The 20,218-nt window shown below is 50.0% G+C and carries 19 protein-coding genes; 3 read left to right on the plus strand and 16 right to left on the minus strand.

The genetic code is table 11. The annotated features are described in order from the left end of the window. Positions 1-207: 207 nt before the first annotated feature. From BMW55_RS02910 to BMW55_RS02950, 9 genes are all read right to left on the minus strand, one after another. The gene (locus BMW55_RS02910) at positions 208-1,116 is read right to left on the minus strand and encodes a DUF2232 domain-containing protein (protein ID WP_089965183.1); all 909 of its coding nucleotides are present in this window, start codon (positions 1,114-1,116) and stop codon (positions 208-210) included. A 7-nt stretch (positions 1,117-1,123) separates the two neighbouring features. Beyond that, positions 1,124-1,435, minus strand: a complete 312-nt coding sequence (locus BMW55_RS02915; RefSeq protein ID WP_089965185.1) for a MazG-like family protein — start codon at positions 1,433-1,435, stop codon at positions 1,124-1,126. A gap of 145 nt (positions 1,436-1,580) precedes the next feature. Beyond that, positions 1,581-1,808, minus strand: coding sequence for a 30S ribosomal protein S18 (rpsR, locus tag BMW55_RS02920; protein ID WP_033100473.1), 228 nt, complete (start codon positions 1,806-1,808; stop codon positions 1,581-1,583). A 59-nt stretch (positions 1,809-1,867) separates the two neighbouring features. Further along, a complete protein-coding gene (ssb, locus tag BMW55_RS02925) occupies positions 1,868-2,341 on the minus strand; it encodes a single-stranded DNA-binding protein (RefSeq protein ID WP_089965188.1) in 474 nt (157 codons plus the stop codon). A gap of 53 nt (positions 2,342-2,394) precedes the next feature. After that, positions 2,395-2,685: a 30S ribosomal protein S6 gene (rpsF, locus tag BMW55_RS02930; RefSeq protein WP_089965190.1), complete on the minus strand. Its 291-nt coding sequence runs from the start codon at positions 2,683-2,685 to the stop codon at positions 2,395-2,397. Between the two features lie 139 nt (positions 2,686-2,824). Beyond that, entirely contained in the window at positions 2,825-3,925 is a 1,101-nt protein-coding gene (gene ychF / locus BMW55_RS02935) for a redox-regulated ATPase YchF (RefSeq protein WP_089965193.1), read from the minus strand. A gap of 134 nt (positions 3,926-4,059) precedes the next feature. Then, positions 4,060-4,269 carry a DUF951 domain-containing protein gene (locus tag BMW55_RS02940; protein ID WP_089965458.1) on the minus strand — a complete coding sequence of 70 codons (210 nt, stop codon included), beginning with the start codon at positions 4,267-4,269 and terminating at the stop codon, positions 4,060-4,062. 43 nt (positions 4,270-4,312) lie between these two features. Further along, complete coding sequence (locus BMW55_RS02945) at positions 4,313-4,945, minus strand: lysophospholipid acyltransferase family protein (protein WP_089965195.1); 633 nt, start codon at positions 4,943-4,945, stop codon at positions 4,313-4,315. 58 nt (positions 4,946-5,003) lie between these two features. Next, positions 5,004-6,056 carry a YkvI family membrane protein gene (locus BMW55_RS02950; RefSeq protein WP_089965197.1) on the minus strand — a complete coding sequence of 351 codons (1,053 nt, stop codon included), beginning with the start codon at positions 6,054-6,056 and terminating at the stop codon, positions 5,004-5,006. A 99-nt stretch (positions 6,057-6,155) separates the two neighbouring features. On the opposite strand from BMW55_RS02950, the gene yyaC reads away from it, so the two are divergent. Next, a complete protein-coding gene (gene yyaC, locus BMW55_RS02955; protein ID WP_244527417.1) occupies positions 6,156-6,764 on the plus strand; it encodes a spore protease YyaC in 609 nt (202 codons plus the stop codon). Positions 6,765-6,827: 63 nt separating this feature from the next. Here yyaC and BMW55_RS02960 read toward each other — a convergent pair whose 3' ends face one another. From BMW55_RS02960 to noc, 4 genes are all read right to left on the minus strand, one after another. Further along, complete coding sequence (locus BMW55_RS02960; RefSeq protein WP_089965199.1) at positions 6,828-7,985, minus strand: aminotransferase class V-fold PLP-dependent enzyme; 1,158 nt, start codon at positions 7,983-7,985, stop codon at positions 6,828-6,830. A 1,092-nt stretch (positions 7,986-9,077) separates the two neighbouring features. Next, positions 9,078-9,941: a ParB/RepB/Spo0J family partition protein gene (locus BMW55_RS02970; protein WP_089965203.1), complete on the minus strand. Its 864-nt coding sequence runs from the start codon at positions 9,939-9,941 to the stop codon at positions 9,078-9,080. Beyond that, a complete protein-coding gene (locus tag BMW55_RS02975) occupies positions 9,934-10,698 on the minus strand; it encodes a ParA family protein (protein WP_089965206.1) in 765 nt (254 codons plus the stop codon). Before BMW55_RS02975 ends, BMW55_RS02970 begins: the two co-directional genes overlap by 8 nt. Positions 10,699-10,917: 219 nt before the next feature. Further along, the gene (gene noc / locus BMW55_RS02980) at positions 10,918-11,730 is read right to left on the minus strand and encodes a nucleoid occlusion protein (protein WP_425283809.1); all 813 of its coding nucleotides are present in this window, start codon (positions 11,728-11,730) and stop codon (positions 10,918-10,920) included. A gap of 1,548 nt (positions 11,731-13,278) precedes the next feature. Here noc and BMW55_RS02985 point away from each other — a divergent pair. Together BMW55_RS02985 and BMW55_RS02990 are read left to right on the plus strand one after the other, a co-directional pair. After that, positions 13,279-14,472: a ParM/StbA family protein gene (locus BMW55_RS02985; RefSeq protein ID WP_089965208.1), complete on the plus strand. Its 1,194-nt coding sequence runs from the start codon at positions 13,279-13,281 to the stop codon at positions 14,470-14,472. 208 nt (positions 14,473-14,680) lie between these two features. Then, positions 14,681-16,033 (plus strand): hypothetical protein, encoded by a 1,353-nt coding sequence (locus BMW55_RS02990; RefSeq protein WP_089965210.1) that lies wholly within the window; start codon positions 14,681-14,683, stop codon positions 16,031-16,033. Positions 16,034-16,350: 317 nt separating this feature from the next. On the opposite strand, the gene BMW55_RS03000 is transcribed toward BMW55_RS02990, so the two are convergent. The 3 genes from BMW55_RS03000 to mnmG form a co-directional block, all read right to left on the minus strand. Continuing rightward, entirely contained in the window at positions 16,351-17,241 is an 891-nt protein-coding gene (locus tag BMW55_RS03000; protein ID WP_089965214.1) for a GNAT family N-acetyltransferase, read from the minus strand. Positions 17,242-17,331: 90 nt separating this feature from the next. Further along, positions 17,332-18,051 (minus strand): 16S rRNA (guanine(527)-N(7))-methyltransferase RsmG, encoded by a 720-nt coding sequence (rsmG, locus tag BMW55_RS03005; protein ID WP_089965216.1) that lies wholly within the window; start codon positions 18,049-18,051, stop codon positions 17,332-17,334. Between the two features lie 277 nt (positions 18,052-18,328). Further along, positions 18,329-20,215, minus strand: coding sequence for a tRNA uridine-5-carboxymethylaminomethyl(34) synthesis enzyme MnmG (mnmG, locus tag BMW55_RS03015; protein WP_089965220.1), 1,887 nt, complete (start codon positions 20,213-20,215; stop codon positions 18,329-18,331). Between the last annotated feature and the right edge of the window lie 3 nt (positions 20,216-20,218).

Here is a 20,218-nt window from a genome sequence, read left to right on the forward strand (position 1 = left end):
ACCTTGCTTGATCCGCAATTCCCGCTTGATCATAGTTCTATTTTACCCTAGTTCTCACCAGGAGCAACTATTCCAGACCAAGCAAAATTGACCAGTGCCGCGTTCCTCCTTCTTCAGTGCCATCCAAGTTCGCCGTCTCCGCCGGGTATTTCCAAAGGACAGCCTCCCTGTACGAGATGGGGGGATGCCTGAAAGTCGCCAGTTCATCTAATCCCTTTGCTTGATCTTTTCACGCAATCTTGTGCCCGCATCCAGCATGCCCAACAATTGGAGAATCACCGAAAACCGAGTCATGAGAATCAAAAAGGCAAGGATGAGCCAGGCATTGCTTTTATGGTAGTGGTGAAGGAAAAACGAGAGAAAGGAAAATGCTTGAATCAGGAATAAGGTTTGCAATACCCACAGCACTCCCAGCAATATCGAGAGAGTGGAAGGGTTTGCTTCCATAAACAAAGACAGAGCGAGCATCACGACATAAAAGAAGAAAAACGGACGCGGCAACCGCCATTCACGGAAAGCAGGCAAGTATTTCCCGGGAAATTGGAATCGTTGAAGCCATCGGCGCCCTACCCAGAAATTAAGCAAAGCCATCGGGATTAACAGAAAAAGAAGCAGCACGGGGATAAAGGATTCGATCGGCGGAATGGTGAAGTCTGCCGGAAGAACTCCTGCCGTTTCCAGCATTCGCTTGGTGTATGCCCATTCAGCTTCCCAGCTTTTACGCAATCCGTCGATCATGCCAAACCAATATTGCCCGGCAAACAATATTGCCCATACACCGATCAGCCCGGCTACCAATCCGCTTAAAACGACATCCGTACCCGAAGCCGTTTCCCGGGCGTAGAAATGCCCCATGGTAAGCCCGACCACTAAGGCAAACAGAGAGAGAAAAGCAAGGGCAGGACTGGGAAACAGGTACAGAATAATCCCGATGAACAACACAGGCAAAATAAAAGCCAGCAAGCGTTGTTTTGCCTTTAAGATCAGGAAGGGAAGGGGGAGGAACCAAATGGCTGCCAAATTGACAACCGGCACGGTCAGGGCGGCGAGAAGCAGAAAAAACAGCCCTGTAGCTAACAGACCCTCTTTGACTACCCCTATGTTGTTCTCCGTCAAACAACTGTCACCTCTTGTTCAGGTATTCTTCAAGCGTAGACAAGTCACCATACCACTCTTCCAACTGATGACCGTCTCTGGCGTGCTCACGCAATTTTTCCACCACTGACCGATCTATTTCCCGGTAGGAAAAGCCCATGCGGCGCGCCAACACATAAACGGAGACAATCAAACTGGACAAACTATCTATGATCACATGCTGGTTCGCATAATGGATCCCTTTAAAGAGATTGGCAATCTGATCAAGGATTTCTGTCTTCAGCCAATCGATCACTTTGACACTTTTTGCAAATTGGACTCCGCGTTCTGGCCGGTTCATACGTGATCTACTCCTCCAAATCCAAACAGATTTAGGAGAAGCTTCCACATAATACGGCCATTTTCCTGCTTTTTTTGTTTTCTGCTGAGGAAGCCCGCAAGTTGATATAAAAAACAGAGGCGGTGCGACCCGCCCCTGTTATGGATTAATCATTGGTGTATGGTAATAGAGCCATTTGACGTGCTCTTTTGATTGCACGGGTCAATTGCCGTTGGTACTTGGAACTGGTTCCAGTTACACGGCGCGGCAAAATTTTACCCCGTTCGCTGATAAACTTGCGCAGCAAATCGACATCTTTGTAGTCGATGTAGTCGATCTTGTTGACCGTAAAGTAGCAAACTTTACGGCGTTTGTTTCCGCGACGGCGAGCCATGCTGTCCCCTCCTTTTCGCTACACTTCACATCGGTTGCTACCTTACTCAGGTCCGGAAATCAGAATGGCAGATCATCATCGGAGATATCGATCGGTTTGCCGTCATCTGCAAAGGGATCATCCACCGGGTTGCGACTGTAACTGCTTCCGCTGCCGTAGCCATTGTTTCCGCCAAATCCGCCCCCGCCAAAATCATTGGAAGATTCATTGCGGTTTTTCGGCTCGAGAAATTGCACGTTTTCTGCCACCACTTCCGCATGACGGATTTTACGGCCTTCGTTGTTTTCAAATACGTTGATCTGCAGACGTCCGTCTACTCCTACCAATCTGCCTTTTCTCAAGTAATTGGCGCAGGTTTCAGCCAATCCCCGCCAGGCGACAATATCGATAAAATCGGCTTCGCGTTCACCTTGCTGGTTGGTGTAATTGCGGTTAACCGCGATGGAAAATCTCGTCACTGCCACTCCGCTGGGAGTATAGCGCAGTTCAGGGTCACGGGTTAACCGCCCGACCAAGATGACCCTATTCAGCATTGATAACCTCTCCCTTTGCTCGATATCTCCTCTGGATCTGCGTTTATCTATCTTTACTTCTCATCGATGTTGATCGTCATATGCCGAATGATGTTATCGTTGATGTTGATCACACGATCCAATTCAGCCACGACATCTCCGTCCGCCTGGAAATTATACACGGTGTAAATTCCCTCGCGATACTTGTCGATCTCGTAAGCGAGACGGCGTTTGCCCATGTCGTTCGTTTCGGTGATCTCCCCGCCGCCTGCCGTGATGACGGATTGTACTTTCTCACGCGTGGCTTTCAGGGTTTCCTCATCTACATCCGGACGTACGATAAACATTAACTCGTACTTGTGCATCGAACTCCACCTCCTTCTGGACTCTAGCGGCTCTGCCCCGACCGGCAGAGCAAGGAGCGTACATATTACGCGTAACAATAACTTATTCTAGCAAAACGTCCCAAATAAAGCAAGAAGAGAACGGCTAAAGACGGGATCGTTACACCGCAAAGCGGAAGGTGATGATATCTCCGTCTCTGACGACATAATCCTTTCCTTCCAAACGGATGAGCCCTTGTTCCCGTGCAACGGCCATCGAACCGCAAGCCATCAGGTCCTGGTAAGCAGTCACCTCGGCCCGGATAAAGCCGCGTTCAAAGTCGGAGTGAATCACACCGGCCGCTTGCGGGGCTTTGGTTCCCTCACGGATGGTCCAGGCACGCACCTCTTTTTCTCCGGCGGTGAAATAGGTGATCAGTCCAAGCAGGCGGTAAGCAGCGGAAATCAAACGGTCCAAACCGGAGGTTTCAAGTCCCAATTCCTGTAAGAAGAGCTTCTTTTCTTCTTCCTCCAGCTCGGCAATCTCCGCTTCAACCTGGGCACTGATCGTGACCACTCCCGCCCCTTCTCCGGCGGCAATCCGCTTGACCGTTTGGACATGCGGGTTTTCATCGGCACGGGCCACATCTTCTTCACTGACGTTGGCAGCATAGAGAACGTTTTTCATGGTAAGCAGGTTTAAACTTTTAATGAGCTGTTTTTCCTCTTTGTCCAATTCCACCGAACGGGCCGGGCGTCCTTCCGCCAGCGCCGCCTGCAGCCTCACGAGGATATCGTGCTCAAGCATCGCTTGCTTGTCCCCGCTTTTCTTCTGCCGCTCCACACGGTCCTTCCGTTTCTCCACCGTTTCCAGATCAGCCAGGACCAATTCCAGGTTGATGGTTTCAATATCGCTGGCCGGGTCCACTTTCCCGGCGACATGGGTGATATTTTCATCTTCAAAACAACGGACGACATGAATAATGGCGTCTACTTCGCGGATATGGGATAAAAACTTGTTTCCCAGCCCTTCTCCGCGGCTCGCTCCCTTCACCAGGCCGGCGATATCAACAAATTGAAATGTTGTCGGCACGATCCGCTGGGGTTGAAAGATCTCAGCAAGGCGTTGCAGGCGTTCATCGGGGACATCCACCACGCCGACGTTGGGATCAATCGTACAGAACGGATAGTTGGCCGATTCGGCTCCGGCTTGTGTAATCGCATTGAACAATGTGGATTTACCCACATTGGGCAGCCCCACAATTCCTGTCATCAGTGGCATGAAGGCTCCACTCCTCTTGTGTTTGATTACCGTTCTTTGCAGAATCCCTGTCCATTATAGCGAAAAGGGGAAAAACTCGCCATGTTTTCCCCCACCAAAAAAAGCACCTGCCAGAGAGGTGCTCTCCATCATATTTATGATTCCTCCGATTCACCGGCCGAGACCAGAACCCGCTTCAACCGTTGTTCAAAACGGGCCCGCGGCAAGAGGACACTGTGGTTACATCCGGTGCATTTCATGCGGATATCCATGCCCATCCGAATCACCTTCCACGCATTGGTCCCGCAAGGATGGGGCTTTTTCATCTCCACGATATCGCCCAGGCCAAATTGCTTCCGCTGCAATTGGATCACTCTCTCTTTAATCGTTGCTAACATTATAGAAACTTCACCTTAAAAATTCAACCGTTCGAGACGAAGCGGGTGTTGATTTCAGGCGGATAAATTCCCGCTGGATCTGCTCGGTGAGCCAGAGCTGTTTTTCTTTGACAGAGCCCGTTGCCGGCGGATAAAGAATTTGCCCCACCTCCATCCGGACGGACACAGGGCGGATCCAGACACTCCCTCTGGGAAGGGCTTGCTCCGTTCCTTCGATGCAAACAGGAACCACCGGGCAGTTGCTCTTCACCGCCAGATAAGCCGCTCCCTGCTTTAATTCATCGAAAGTATTCCCCTGTCTTCTTCCGCCTTCCGGAAAAATACCGACCACTTCTCCATTTTGCAGATAATGGAGAGCTGTGCGCATCGTTTGAATTTGCGGTTTGTCGCGATTGACCGGAAAGGCTCCGGCTATGTTGAGAAGACAGCGCATCACAGCATTCCGGAAAATCTCCTGTTTGGCCATGAAATGAATGCGCCGCGGCAACATGGCCCCGATATAGACCGGATCCAAATAGCTTACATGATTTCCGACCACAATCACCGGACCGGCGGCCGGAATTTTTTTCATTCCGTTTGCCTGAATGCGATGATAGAGATAGAGAAACGCCCTAACTATTCCTTTCGCCAAAGAATAGATCATGGCACTTCAGCGGATCTCCTTTCCGGACGGATTCATACATATTCTTATTATACTCTCTTTACGGTTTCGGGGAAGAAGATTCCGAGAAAGGGTAGAGCAAAATCGACGCCAAAATAAAGAGATTGATCACCCCGTACAGGGGATAAAGAATCTGCACCAATCTGGCGAAACCGAACTGGCTGAGCGGCGTGAGCAGCACCAGGCTGGCCAGTGCAATCAGCCAACGCGGCCAGGTCAAAAAATCGGTCAACCGATGGACCAGTCCATGCACATTACTGATTGCGGTGGTATAGATCGCCAACCACAGCACACACGTAATCAAAAATATCCAGACGGGAGAATAATGTTGGACGAGTGCGAATAAGGGAATCTCATATTGCGACATCAGGTGCTCAATTTTAAGCAATGAAAAATTATATAGAAAGGCAATCGTACCGAGACAGAGCATACTGACGGCTCCGGCAATCCAGATTTCCGACGGATGTTGGATTTGCGATCCCATGGTGGAAAGCACAGCCACCAAAGAAATCACATTAAAAGCGGCGTAAGAAACGGCCGCCGGCCAGGCGGGGGGGCCCGCTTGGATCCGGATGATATCATAACCCGTGTGGTGAGACGTTAAAAATTGAAAACAGACGACGAGAAGAATCAGGATGAGAATCGGCATGAGCAGGGTATTCATGGACAAAATCCCTTTAAGATCAAACAGGGACACGACGAACACGGCCGCCGCCAAGAGGACGCATCCCCAAACAAACGCGTCTTCCCCTTTCCACTGTTCGGCCGTTGCCCCGCTCCCCGCAATCATCACAACGGTGGTTGACAATAGATACAAGAGGATCATCCCGTCAAAAAGCCGTGCCAATGGACGGCCCATGATATGTTCCAACAGCTCCGAATAATGCTTCGTCTGCTGTTTCCAACTGATGTGGAGCACCATCACGGTTGCCACAAAAAAGATGAGAATGGAAAGAAGGATGCTATAATGACTGGCTTCCCCATAGGAAGCAAAAAACTCCCAAATCTCTCTCCCCGAGGCAAAACCGGCACCAATCGTGGTCCCCACAATCGTCATACTGATCTTGAGCGATTGCCAGAGACGAATCCGCATGGGATCACTCCTTCCTCCGGATGCGGGTTGTCCCTACATGTATATTTCACGAGATTTATCCGTATACTGATAAGGATAAATTTTCCGGAGGTACCCGCTATGAGTGAACCCCGTTCGGTAAAGAGATCTTGTGAAACCATGTTTCCTTACCGGATTGAATATACACATCCTCATGCCCGGGAAAATTTTGCCGAGCACCTTTCCTATGCACTCCAAGAGCTGATGCCATGTCCTGAAATTATCTGCGTCTGTATCGGGACGGACCGTTCCACCGGTGACTCTCTCGGACCGTTGGTCGGGTCGCTTTTATCCGGAGAGGCTCCTCCGTTTGTCAAGGTATACGGAACATTGGACGAGCCTGTACATGCCATCAACTTATCCTCCACGATTGCACACATACAAAAAGAGCATCCCGGAGCGGTAATCGTCGCTGTTGATGCCTGTTTGGGACAGTTAAAAAGCGTCGGCTGGATTCAAGTGGGGCTGGGTCCGATCCGCCCCGGAGCCGGGGTGAATAAAACACTTCCGGCCATCGGCGATATCCATATCACCGGGATCGTGAATGTAGCCGGCTTTATGGAATACTTCGTTTTACAAAATACAAGATTAGGCATCGTAATGAAAATGGCAAAAGTGATTTCCTCTTCCATTTTGTCTGCTTGCTTAAACATCGCTTCTTCTGCGGCTTTTCACGCCGGAAGCAGGTAGATGCTGCCGGAATCCGAATGAAAAACCGGTCTGACGATGGTCGTCAAACCGGTTTTTCGCTTTTTACCATGCATGAGAAAAGCCCCGAAATGCCTCAGCAATTTCACGGACCGCTTGAATGAATTGATCGATTTCTTCCGATGTATTGAAATATCCCGGACTGACCCGTACGGCTCCCCGATCAGCCGTTTTCAGGCTGCGGTGAGCAAGTGCGGCACAATGAAAACCGGCTCTCACAGCTATATGATAGTGCTGGTCCAGGATGGTGGCCGCTTCATTCCCGTCCACTCCGTCGATATTGAATGAGAGAATGGGCAGTACCGGAGGTTTGGGATGAACGAGACGGACACCTTCAATGCGGGTCAAGCCCTCCCACAGTTGCCGAATCAGTTCCATCTCATGATGGTAAATCTTTTCGATTCCCGTTTGCAAGACAAATTCCACACCGGCTCCCAACCCGGCAATTCCCGGCGTGTTTGGAGTTCCGCTTTCAAACCCGACCGGCCGCTCCCCGGGATGCTCCAACTCTTCAGAACGGTTTCCGGTTCCGCCCTGTATGATCGGAACGAGCGGCACATCGGGGGATGCGTATAACCCTCCGGTTCCCTGCGGCCCGTAGAGGCCTTTATGTCCGGGAAAAGCGAGCAGATCGACCGGCAGATCGTCGAGGCGGATCGGAAGCAAGCCCGCTGTTTGCGCCGCATCAACCAAATAAAAGATTCCATGTTTTCTCGCCACTTCACCAATGTCAGCAATCGGCAGAATTTCACCGATGACATTTGAACCATGGATGGTGACAATCAACCGGGTGTTCGCCCGGATTTGCTCTTCCACTTGTTTCGCCCATCCGGCTTGTTCGTCAGGGCAAATGATGGTTACCTGAACCGATCGGTGTCGCTTCAGCCATTCCACCGGTCTGGCCACGGCGTTATGCTCCCAGCCTGTCAGGATGAGATGATCTCCTTCACGGAGTAATCCTTTTAACGCCAGATTCAGCGCATGAGTGGTGTTGAGACAAAATAAAAGATTGCCAGGATCCCGAACTCCTAGCAATTGAGCCAGTTTATGCCTTGTGCCGGAGATGGCTTGCTCTGCCTGAACGGCAAGGCGGTGTCCGCCCCGTCCGGGGTTGGCTCCATATTCTACAATCGCTTTTTTGACCGCGTCTGCCACACCTTCGGGTTTTGGCCATGTGGATGCTGCGTTATCCAAATAGATCAATGGTTATCCCCCCTTACCGACCGCCATTTAATGTGTCCTGTAATCGTGCTTCTGTGATAGATACGATCGAGCAGAGGAATTTGTTTTTGATGGAGTGACTCTGCCACATATCGGAACGGAGGCGGAAAACAAATTCTCGGAGCGGGCATTCTATTCTTCATAAGCAAAACCAGCGTCGGAGAATTCATCCTTGTGTCGAATGTACTCTGCCAAGCATTCGAAAGGAGTCGCAAAAATGATTTCGGAGCAATGTCAAAACGGGCCCAGTTTCATCCCTGGGTTGTGTCGAACAAGACATGCATGTTTTCTTTGAAAGTTTGCTGTGTTGTAAGCGTGTTTCTGTGATGATGCTTCCGGGTCGGTCGGCCGTGTAGGTCTCCGTGCTCTTGAGGACGGCGAGGAAGCAAAAACTGGTCGCTCCGGCCCCTCACTCCGGGCGCGGATCAAACTCGCTGCCGCTCAAACAGGTGATCCGCTTCCTCCCTCCGTTCACGGCCTCCGCTGAGGACGGCCTCAAAGACACTTCGTCCAATCACGGCCTCCCTGCACGTTTTTGCGTTTGATCTTTAGGATGCATCAACTAGTCAGATTGTGTTCTTTGCAAAATAGACACGATCGAGCAGAGGAATTTGTTTTCCGATGGAGCGACTCTGCAACATATCGGAACGGAGGCGGAAAACAATTCCCGGAGCGGGCATTCTTTGGGAGTCGATCAAGCCGTCATGAACTGCATTCTTTATTCTTCATAAGCAAAACCAGCGTCGGAGAATTCATCCTTGTGTCGAATGTACTCTGCCAAGCATCCGAAAGGAGTCGCAAAAATGATTTCGGAGCGGGGGTCATATGTCCCTGCTCCTCATTTTTTACCGGCTTTTACGATCCACCATGCCCATTTCAGTGATGGTGACAAACAACGATTGAAGGAGATTCAGCTTCTCCGGTTGACCAAATCAGCCAACTGCATCGAAGCAGATTTTCATTCAATAGTGTGCGATCTGCCCAGCCGGTTTTCTGTAAAAGCGGCCGATCCAAATCGGATGAAAAGGGTATTCAGATCCACTTCTGGGAACAGCCTGCTTGAAGAACCGATGCTCACTCGATGACGCGTTCCTGATTGATTAATTCCACAAGACGTTCCAGTTCACGTTCCGAGTAATATTCGATTTCGATTTTCCCTTTTTTACGGCCATGCTTGATTTTGACCGGTGTACTAAATACCTGCTGTAATAAATCTTCATACCGTTTGATCGTGGGGTCGACCGACGATTTCGAAGCTGGCTTCTCTTTTTTCTGGCCGGCCTGGTTGATTTTTTGAATCCATTCTTCCAGTTGACGAACGCTGGCTTTTTCTTTTTTTACTTTGGCTGCCAATCTCTTTTGCAGTTCCAAATCTTTAACTCCTAATAAGGCACGGGCATGACCCATCGACAATGTTCCACGTGAAACATCTTCCTGGATCTCCCCCGGGAGCTGCAACAACCGGAGGAAGTTGGTCACATGAGGCCGGCTTTTCCCTACGCGTTCCGCAAGGGCTTCTTGAGTGATGGACAGATGATTCATCAATTTTTGATACGCATGCGCAATTTCCATCGGGTTCAGATCTTCCCTCTGCAAGTTTTCGATGAGGGCAATCTCCATCATCTGATCATCGTCTAATTCCCGCACCACAACAGGCACGGTGGTTAGCCCCGCCAGTTTTGCCGCGCGAAAACGGCGTTCACCAGCAACGATTTCAAAACCGCGAATGCTTTTTCTTACCACCAGCGGCTGGACGACCCCGTGTTGACGAATCGACTCTGTCAGCTCCGCCAGCGACTCATCATCAAACTGCTTGCGCGGTTGATAGGGGTTGGGACGCAGCTCGCTTATATTCACCTCGTTGACGGGATCCTCTTCGGTCACATCCACCGGAGTAAAGAGAGCATCTAATCCCCTTCCCAATCGTTTGCTACTCATTTTGCATCACCACTTCTCTGGCCAGTTCGTTATAACATTCGGCGCCGCGGGAACGCGCGTCATATACCAAAATCGGCTGTCCGTGGCTGGGCGCTTCACTGAGGCGGACATTGCGAGGAATCACCGTTTGATACACTTTTTTCTGGAAGTATTTTTTGACTTCTTCCATCACTTGAACGGACAAATTGGTCCGCCCGTCAAACATGGTTAGTAAAACGCCTTCAATTTCCAAACCTTTATTGAGGTGTTTTTGCACGATTCGAATCGTATTGAGGAGCTGCCCCAATCCCTCCAGGGCATAAAATTCACATTGAATGGGGATTAAGACAGATTCAGCCGCCGTCAACGCATTGAGGGTAATGATCCCCAGTGACGGTGGGCAATCGATGAAAATATAGTCAAATTCATTTTTAATCAGCTGCAATGCTTTTTTCAGCCGTCGTTCCCTGGAAATGGCCTGGGACAATTCAATTTCTGCCCCTGCCAATTCAATTGTCGCGGGAAGTAAGCACAAGTTTTCCACAGAAGTGGGCAGGATCACTTCTTCTGCAGCTATATCATTCATCAGCACATCATAAATACAATGTTTGACATCCGCTTTGTTGATCCCTAATCCGCTGGTGCTGTTCCCTTGGGGATCAATATCGATCAGCAGAACTTTTTTCCCCATCGTGGCAATACTGGCTGCTAAATTAATCGATGTGGTCGTTTTTCCGACTCCACCTTTTTGATTGGCAATGGCCACAATTTTGCCCATGGTTTCACCTCTCTTCACCCATATCTCTTTCATTCTGCGACAGAATGTCCATCCTTCTCTATCATCTTCCATGAGAATGAGATCGAATTGACAAGTCGGTCGAACGGCTATGTAGCAATAAAGAAAGGAGGCGTTCGCCTCTCTTCCGCATGTCTAATTTTTATTTTAAATGATAGAAAAGGGAGAACGAAAGAAAAATTTAATTAGAGCCCTTTTTGATTATTTCGGGATTCGGATCACCAACTCATAGTAGTCTTCATGTTCCTGCTCATCCGTCTCCACAGCCATTCCCGTTTGCTTCACCATATCGATCGATTGGCGGATGGTGTTGACGGCGATCCGCAAGTCACGTGAATACGATTTCCGTTTGGCCTTCTTTTTCGGCTCTTGCTTCTCCAGCAATTTGCGAATCCGCTCTTCTGTTTGTTTTACGTTTAAATCTTTATGCAAAATCTCGTGCAGAACCTGAAGTTGTAACTCTTCGTCTTTGAGTGCCAACAAAGCGCGGGCATGTCTTTCCGTGACCGTCCGCTTGAGCAGTTCGTCTTGAACAGCCTGGGGTAATTGCAGAAGGCGCAATTTATTAGCCACCGTCGATTGCCCTTTGCCTAGTCTTTGCGCTAAACTCTCCTGTGTTAAATCGTGCAGTTCGATCAATTTTTGATACGCGTGTGCTTCTTCGATCGCCGTCAGGCCTTCCCGTTGCAAGTTTTCGATCAGAGCTGCTGAGGCGGCCTGGCTGTCCGTCATTTCGCGAACAACTGCCGGGATGGTGGTCATGTGCAGTTTTTTGACCGCCCGTAATCGGCGCTCTCCGGCAATCAGCTCATATCCGCGGTCTTTGCGTCTGACCACGATCGGTTGTATGACACCGTGTAAACGGATGGTTTGGCACAACTCATCGATCCGGTCTTCATTAAAAATCGTGCGTGGTTGATAGGGGCTGGGCACAATCTCTTCGACAGGAATTTGCCTGACTTGTTCATGTTCCTTTTCAGCCAGACCAAACAATCTGGTGAACGGTTCTTTCATCTGCAGACACCACCTTGCTATCAACTCGGGGTCACGAACTCTCATAATATTACATTTCGCTGTCTGACTTCCAGCACCTTCTCGGGGAATCGTTATTTCCGATGGAGGGGATCGCCTTTTTTCGATCAACAACACGAACTTCTTTTCAAAAAGAGTTCAGGGGAAGAGATTGATGTATAGACAAATGGATCGAGAAAACGTTCCACGTGAAACATCGCCATCCATCTTCGGGAAACGCCCTTTTCTCGCGGCCAGGGTCGAGACGATGGTGATTGCGGTGGAGTCACTTTGATCTACACCGGACAGCGGAGCAGACAGGGGCAACAAACGAAGGCGAGCTCCGATGCAGTGGGTGGGTGCTCCACCCGGAAAACAGAATCTCTTGGTTTAGCCCTGTTCGTGATCATCACTTGAAATGAATATGGTGGGGGTGTGAAACCCAGGGAATGAATAGTAGATGGGTTTGGACTCCGCTCCGAAATCTTTTTGGCGACTCCGTTCCGATGCAGTGGCAGAGTCACTCGCCGCCAAAAAGATTTCTTCGCTGGCTCGGCTTATGGAGTATGCAAAGAATACAGTCCATGGCAGCTTGACGCAACCCCCGTGATGAAAGCCCGCTTCGGAAATTGATTTCCGTCTTCGCTCCAATGCAGTGGCAGAGTCGCTCCCTCCGGAAACCAAATTCCTCCGCTCATTCGTGTCGATCTTTCACAGAAAAACTCTCGTGTCCTGCCTGGACAACCCTGAGATGAAAGGCAAAATCGTGCAAGGAGGCCGTGATTGGACGAAGGGCCTTTGGAGCCGTACCCAGCGAAGGCCCTGAGCGAAGGGAGGAAGCGGATCACCTGGTTGAGCGGCAGCGAGTTTGATCCGCGCCCGTAGTGAGTGGGGCCGGAGCGGCCTGTTTTTGCATCTTCGCCGGCCTAAAGAGCACGGAGACCCACACGGCCGACCGCCCCGGAAGCACAATCACAGAAACACTCTTAGACCCACATTTTCACAAAAAAAACGATCAATGACTACTGAACAAAATTCAAAATGACTGCCGCACTCTGTTGACCCCGCTCCAACACCCTTTTTACAACTCCGTTCCCACACGTGGCAGACTTACCCGTCAGCAAAAAAGATTTCTCCGCTCGTTCTGCTGATGGAGGCCGCTAACGCTCAAATATTCCTTCAGAGTTGTCCCGACTTTAAGCCCATCAACTAACAAAAATATCCAAACATCAAATTGAAACATGGATGGTTCGGGTTCCGGCTTTCTAGCATTCCGAGACATCTAAACCCTTGATAAGACGAGCATCCACGTTTTTGCCTGCAGCGCCGATCTTTAAAACCATTCATCATCTGCGGCTTCAACCTTTCCATAAACGATCCTTCCGGGATGTACATCCCTTCTCCCATCCGATGATGGAATTTTTTCATTGTTAAAAAACAGGACCATTCCTCTCTCTCAAGTCACAAACACCGGTTGACCCTTGTCCTTACCTGTTGATAGAATCGTTTAATGAGGGAGGAAAATCCTATCATCGGCTAGGAGGAAAATCTATGAGCGCACCTGTTTACATAGGCAACGACCAAGGTTATTACGGTACCAAAGTTGTCAGTCGTGCCAACGGAAAATTTTACAAAATGTTTATCCGTAACATGGTTGTTCCCAACCGTGTAGGTGAAATTACTTACAACAATGACCCTCACAACATCATGTACCGGGAACATGAAGGGGATCGGGAATGGTTTTGCGGCAAATTGGCAATCGAACAATCGGGGGATGACGAGCTCTTTGACTCCCACAAACGCCGCCTGTTCAGCCCCACCTGGTTCCGTGAACAGGAATATCTCATCATGTTCCGCGTCAGCACCGGGCTTATGCTCCACGGAACCAATGAACCGATCGTGGCAGTGGCATTGCCGACGGACAGCTACATCGACTACAAAGATGAGTTGAAACGCCGCTTGATCGGCAAACACAGCTTTGAAGTCAAACAAGGAAATCTTCCCTGGCGCCGGATCGAATTTGAAATCAAAAAGGATAACTTATATGTGATCAGCCAGCCGATGGCGACTCTGTTCCATATCGCCCTGGACCGGGACGGAAATCTGCTGAATGAGGATTTATTTATCCAAAAAGTAAGTATTAACGATCTTGGCTTCGGTACTTCCGACATCGAAACCCTGCACGGGGAGACGATCATCAAACGGCAAAGCTTCACTTCCCGCCATGCCATGCTGAATGTTTACCAGCGACTGTCCAAACGCCTGCTGGAGTTCACAGCCAGTGTCGATCCGGACCAAAACGGCAAAGAATACCCCATTTGGAGTTTGCCGCGGATTGTTGCTTCCGGAGAAATCAGTTTCAAAGGAAAAGTTCACGATGTCAGCAATATTGTGCAGGAGTGCATCAAGGAAGTAGGCGAAGCCTTGGTAAACGAAGTGTGGAACCGCCTGGAATACGGGGATGACATCACCTATATTATCCTGACCGGTGGTGCTTCCATTCCGTTTAAACCGTTTTATAGAGAGCGCTTTGGAGATAAATTGATCTTCGCCGAAGATTACGGAATTGAAGCTCAGTTCGCAAATGGATTTGGCCTCTGCAAATTCGCACAATCCAAATCCAAAGTCCTTCCCTCGAAAGATTTCCTGGAAGCCGCAGCAACAATCCAACAGGAGTTTACGGTGCCTGAAACGGCCAATGAACCGATTGTTGCAAAAAAAGAAATGAAAACAACGAAAAAGTAAAAAAACAACCCCAGGGGAAATCCTTGGGGAATTTTTTTGAACGGGGTACTTTTCCCGATTTGGGAAAATAAGTCGAATCGTTCTGTCGAACATTGTTGATTTATGAAAAATTAGCTAGAAATTACAACCAAAAAGAGGGATAATAGATTAGAAGAAGATCGGAATGAAGGATGACATGAAACTTAGGGTAAAAAAGGAGGGAACGCTCATGTCACAGACGGAATCCCAGTATGATGTGATCATAATCGGCGCGGGTGAAACGGCCCAAGAAGCTGTGGCGGCTTTAAAAGAACAAGGAAAAACCGCATTGCTCATCGACCTTAAACCTGAGATGATGACCACGATGGTATGTCAATCCCCCTGTGAGCCATCGTCCATCGGTCATCCCTCCTCACAGGTGGCGGAACCTACGCTCATCGGGGATGAGCAGATGCAAATCTGGCTGCACAGGCACACGTTACATACTGCTACCAGTCAAACCACCACCTACACCCTTCAAGTTCAAGAGCTCCCAGAGGTGCATACGGTAGACGACCCCTCCGAACTGAGAGTCATTGAAGACACTTCGAATGATGAAGTCACCATTGAACCGGAAGTCATTGAAATCAAACAAACGGATCGGGAGACGGACTCTTTCACCCTCTTGCGTGAGCGTGAAAATTCCTTAAGAGAAAAATTGATCCGCCGGAAATCAGCATTTGCATTGCACAGGCATCCATCTGAGTCAGAGTTTGAGGAGTCCGTTTATCTTTTGGAAAGCATCAAGATTGACGATGATCCGGGCGAAGAAGAAAACGAAAACCAACCCCAGGCAACCTATCTCATTCACGCCGAAGAGCGTTCCCCGGATGAGGAAGCGCCCGCCTCTCCCGCTTCCATGGAACAACCTGTTTACCGCGAGCGGGAGATGAAATTGCGAAAACGGCTCCTTGGCAAATACCGCTTCTCTGCACCGGAACCCTCATACACACCTGCAAAACCTTCCGGCGCGACGGATGAAAATAACCATAAGCAGACGATTCCTGCGGAGACACCGCCATCCCTTCACGAAGAGAAGCAGCAAATATCGAGAAAACAGACAGAAGTATATTCTTTCGAACCCTTCTCCTCCCGGAGACGAGTCCGTTCGCACAAAAAAGGCCGTTTTACCCACAAGGCAGATGCGTATATCAACAAAAAAACGAAGCATGCCATGCAAAAACCTCCGTTTCTCGAGTGGGAACAACCGCCATCCGCGGCGCAGGACAACGCGGAAGCCGCTGAACCTTATGAAGAGTCCAACTTCAACGGACTCCCGTTTGTCAATGGCACACCTAAAATACAGCCGTTTCAGAAGGAACCTTTTCAAAAAGAACCGGAACCTGAGCCCGAACATCCCTCCAACGATGCCCTGAAGAGGGATAACATCGAATTTGAAGATGCTTACGGCGGCTACAACTCGTGGGAAGAATTTATGATTCCCTTCTCCGAAAACAACCGCAAGCGTCAGGAAATGGATAAAATCGAAAAAAGGAAAATTGCGCTCCGGGGCCTGCACAATTTGATCAACAATTTGGGATAGAGTATGAAGATCCGGGATTCCGTCTGGAATCTCGGCTTTTTTGTACGCGAAACACAAACGGAAATGGAAGGCTCGCTTTTCGCAGGTGACAATAGTCTGTACTATGGTCATCCGGAGATGGGAATGCAGGGGAAAAAGCAGATTCTGGTCAGGACTCTGGTCCATTCAACCGAGAGGGATCTGACCATAGTACGGACAAACAGACAGAAACTGAACTGCAGAAATGATTCCAACGGGATCGGAATCCACTCCTTGCTCCAACTTCTTGAATATTTCAAAGGCCGGACGGGGAAAACCAAATCCGGCCTTTATCTGCCTTATAGAGTCCGTTCCATCCACACCTGTCCTGTTTTCTTTTCAAATCCCCAATCCTGAAGAACCTCCAGAACATCCGGGTCAGTCAAAAGATTGAACGTGGAACAGGCGTAGGGTTCCGGTTGGCGATGGACAGATTCGGGAAAACGGAAAACATGGGACAACAAGCACTGAATGATTCGCTTTCTCTCCGGGACGCCCCGTACGGTTTCGCATTGGTAGAGAATCGTTTCCGTCCTCTGTCCGCTCTGATCCATCTTCTCTTGAAACAATGCATATCCCACGGGTTCCAACTGTTCATTCCGGATGATGACGGATTCGGCTTCGGGCAAGCTGGCCAATTGCGTCTGCCAGGGGGTCCATTCCCTCCGGAAGGGCAACCGGATGATTTCACGGCCGCTTTCCCTTTGTACGGGGTAAGCAAATTTCTCTGCCACATAGCCGTCAGGGACGGTTTGGGAAAGCGAATAAAAATGGAGCCTGTCCGTAATGACATAACCCATTTTCCCGTAAAGCGTAATTGCCGGTTGATTCACTTCCATAGCCTCCAGGGAAGCGATCTCCACCTGATGCTGGCGATAGATCTCCAGGCTTTTTTCGATCAACGCTTTGCCGATTCCCAGACCACGGAATTCTTTGGCGACACCGGTCCCGCCATTCCAGGCCGCCAGTTTGCCCCCAATCCGGCGGATGCCGTTCAACACGATTCCTGCAGGCTTTCCTGCGTAACAGGCGATCAGCGAAAGTCCGGGGGATAGATCTCCTCTCGCCATATGCTGGATCAACTTTTGCTCATCAAAGCGGAGGTCGGCCACATATCCTTCAAATCCCCGATTGAATGTCTCAACAGCTTCTCTCCAGGTGCATTCGCTTAAAGAACGAAAAGAGATCATAAGCCTTCCCCTAACTTTTCGTGTTTTTCTATCAACCAATCAAATATTTCGACTCAATCCCTGAAAGAACCTGTTCCTTTCGCTTTAATCTCACACGATCGGTTGTTTGGCGGGAATCCCGGCGCGGCGGGGATATGCTTTGGGACTGTTGTCCCGTTTTTTTAGGATCAACAGGTGGCGGGTTCCCATCCCCTCCGGCAGCTCCAATGAGACCGTGGAGAGAGACGCTTTACCCAGGATGTGTAACGCCTGTTTGGCTTCTTGCACTTCTTCCTGAACCGCAGCACCTTTCATCGCGACAAAATGGCCGCCCACTTTGACAAAAGGCAGGCAATACTCCGCGAGAATATTAAGTCTGGCTACCGCACGCGCTGTGGCCAGATCAAAAGTTTGCCGGTATTTCGCTTGATGGGCCAATTCCTCAGCCCGGCCATGGATACATTCCACTTGCTTGAGCCCGAGGGCAGTTGCGACCTCTTGCAGAAAACCGACCCGCTTCTTCAATGAATCCAGCAAGACGAGCTTCAGGTGAGGAAAAGCGATTTTAAGGGGAATACCGGGAAAACCGGCTCCGGTCCCCACATCGATGATGCGTTCCACTTGATTGAGTGAAAGAGACGGGGCGATGGTCAGGGAATCGAAAAAATGTTTCACATAAACTTCATGCTGGTCCGTAATGGCAGTCAGATTCATCACTTTGTTTTTTTGGATGAGCAGCTCATAATACCGTTGAAATTGATCCAGCTGTTCACCCGACAATTCAATTCCCCGGCTTGCCGCTTGTTGGTTCAGCCATTCACCTTGATTCACAAAATCAGGAGCATTCCTCCCGATGCTTCAGGTGGGAGAATACCCCCTGCCCTCCCTTCGTAACATAGTTGGTAAAGGTAATCTGCACAGCGGAGCATACGGCATGATTCGATTCCTATTCACGGTTCATCAGGTCGCGAGCCGGATTGCTGTCAGCCCCCCTTATACGGTGCAATTCAAGCTGAAACTCAAACTCGAAAAACTCGTCCATCGCGGTTGGACGGATCATCCTGCTTAAAAAAGGCCTGATCTCCCTATGATCAGACCTTGAATCGTTCTATGTCTTTGAGTAGACTTTGCCACCCTGCTCGATATACACCATCAAAATGGAGATATCGGCCGGACTGACACCGGAAATCCGGGACGCTTGCCCCAGCGAGACCGGCCGCACCTGGTTCAGCTTTTCACGGGCTTCGGAAGAGATTCCCGCGATTTTATTGTAATCCACCCAATCCGGAATCCGCTTTTCCTCCATCTTGCGCATCTTTTCCACTTGTTGCAACGATTTCTTGATATAGCCCTCATATTTGAGCTGGATTTCCACTTGTTCTTCCACTTCCGGGGCAAGCGGCTCCGGTGGCGGTGACATGCGGGCAATCTCCTTGTAACTCAATTCCGGGCGCTTGATCAAATCAGCCAGTTCCACTGCATTATGGATCTCGGTGGTGCCCATTTCCTTCAAGATGGCCTGTACTTCAGGCGTCGGTTTTACCTTGGTGGCACGCAAGCGGGCAATTTCTTTCTCAATCGCTTCCTTCTTGGCGATAAAACGGCGGTAGCGCTCTTCTGAAATGAGTCCGATTTCATAGCCGATCTCTGTCAAGCGCAAATCGGCATTGTCATGCCTCAAAAGGAGCCTGTACTCGGCACGTGAAGTCAGGAGGCGGTACGGCTCATTGGTTCCCTTGGTCACCAGGTCGTCAATCAAGACCCCGATATAAGCCTGTGAACGGTCCAAAATCACCGGGTCCTTGCCCTGGACTTTGCGGGCGGCGTTAATTCCTGCCATAATGCCTTGCCCCGCCGCTTCCTCGTATCCGGAAGTTCCGTTAATTTGACCGGCTGTAAACAGGTTTTCCACAAGCTTGGTTTCCAGGCTGGGCCACAGTTGTGTGGGAACGATCGCATCGTACTCGATCGCGTAACCGGTACGCATCATCTCCGCCTTTTCCAATCCTTCGATGGTGCGCAGAATTTGCAGCTGCACATCTTCGGGAAGGCTTGTGGATAACCCCTGAACATACATTTCTTCCGTTTCCCGGCCTTCCGGCTCTATAAAGATCTGATGGCGGCCCTTGTCGGCAAAGCGGACGATCTTATCCTCAATCGACGGACAATAACGCGGCCCTCTCCCTTCAATCACGCCGGAATACATCGGGGCCCGGTGCAGGTTGTCACGGATGTATTGATGGGTTTTCTCATTGGTGTAAGTGAGCCAGCAAGGCAATTGATCGGTGATAAATTCCGTCGTCTCGTACGAAAACGCTCGGGGTTCTTCGTCCCCGGGCTGAATCTCCATCCGGCTGGTATCAATCGATTTTCTGTTGACCCGCGGCGGGGTTCCCGTTTTAAAGCGAACCATCTCAAATCCCAGTTCATGCAAATGGTGAGCCAGGTTGACGGCCGGCAGCTGGTTATTGGGGCCGCTCTCATACGAGAGGTCGCCGATAATCACTTTTCCCCGCAGGTAAGTGCCGGTGGTCAGCACGACCGTTTTGGACCGGTAATGGGCCCCGGTGCGCGTCACCACACCTTTGCATGTGCCGTTTTCTACGATCAGTTTCTCCACCATTCCCTGGTGTAAAACCAGATTGGGCTGATTTTCAAGCACTTTTTTCATTTCCCGCTGGTACAACACTTTATCCGCCTGTGCCCGGAGCGCATAGACAGCCGGACCTTTGCCGGTATTGAGCATCCGCATTTGAATGTGCGTTTTATCGATGTTTTTGCCCATCTCTCCGCCAAGGGCGTCAATTTCCCGAACGACATGCCCTTTCGCCGGCCCTCCGATCGAGGGATTACAGGGCATATAGGCAATCATGTCCAAATTGATCGTTAAAAGCAGAGTGGAACACCCCATGCGGGCGGCGGCCAGTGCGGCTTCGCAACCCGCATGCCCGGCTCCCACGACGATCACGTCATATTCCCCTGCGATGTAACCCATTCT

Source organism: Lihuaxuella thermophila, from assembly GCF_900110165.1.
Lineage (GTDB): Bacteria > Bacillota > Bacilli > Thermoactinomycetales > Thermoactinomycetaceae > Lihuaxuella > Lihuaxuella thermophila.

Coding starts and splice junctions, on each gene's coding strand:
- BMW55_RS03000 (WP_089965214.1), bottom strand. CDS start 17,241: ATGATCTCTTTTCGTTCTTTAAGCGAATGCACCTGGAGAGAAGCTGTT.
- BMW55_RS02985 (WP_089965208.1), top strand. CDS start 13,279: ATGAGCGCACCTGTTTACATAGGCAACGACCAAGGTTATTACGGTACC.
- BMW55_RS02945 (WP_089965195.1), bottom strand. CDS start 4,945: ATGATCTATTCTTTGGCGAAAGGAATAGTTAGGGCGTTTCTCTATCTC.
- ssb (WP_089965188.1), bottom strand. CDS start 2,341: ATGCTGAATAGGGTCATCTTGGTCGGGCGGTTAACCCGTGACCCTGAA.
- rpsF (WP_089965190.1), bottom strand. CDS start 2,685: ATGCACAAGTACGAGTTAATGTTTATCGTACGTCCGGATGTAGATGAG.
- yyaC (WP_244527417.1), top strand. CDS start 6,156: ATGAGTGAACCCCGTTCGGTAAAGAGATCTTGTGAAACCATGTTTCCT.
- ychF (WP_089965193.1), bottom strand. CDS start 3,925: ATGCCACTGATGACAGGAATTGTGGGGCTGCCCAATGTGGGTAAATCC.
- noc (WP_425283809.1), bottom strand. CDS start 11,730: ATGAAAGAACCGTTCACCAGATTGTTTGGTCTGGCTGAAAAGGAACAT.
- BMW55_RS02975 (WP_089965206.1), bottom strand. CDS start 10,698: ATGGGCAAAATTGTGGCCATTGCCAATCAAAAAGGTGGAGTCGGAAAA.
- mnmG (WP_089965220.1), bottom strand. CDS start 20,215: ATGGGTTACATCGCAGGGGAATATGACGTGATCGTCGTGGGAGCCGGG.
- BMW55_RS02990 (WP_089965210.1), top strand. CDS start 14,681: ATGTCACAGACGGAATCCCAGTATGATGTGATCATAATCGGCGCGGGT.
- BMW55_RS02970 (WP_089965203.1), bottom strand. CDS start 9,941: ATGAGTAGCAAACGATTGGGAAGGGGATTAGATGCTCTCTTTACTCCG.
- BMW55_RS02950 (WP_089965197.1), bottom strand. CDS start 6,056: ATGCGGATTCGTCTCTGGCAATCGCTCAAGATCAGTATGACGATTGTG.
- rpsR (WP_033100473.1), bottom strand. CDS start 1,808: ATGGCTCGCCGTCGCGGAAACAAACGCCGTAAAGTTTGCTACTTTACG.
- BMW55_RS02915 (WP_089965185.1), bottom strand. CDS start 1,435: ATGAACCGGCCAGAACGCGGAGTCCAATTTGCAAAAAGTGTCAAAGTG.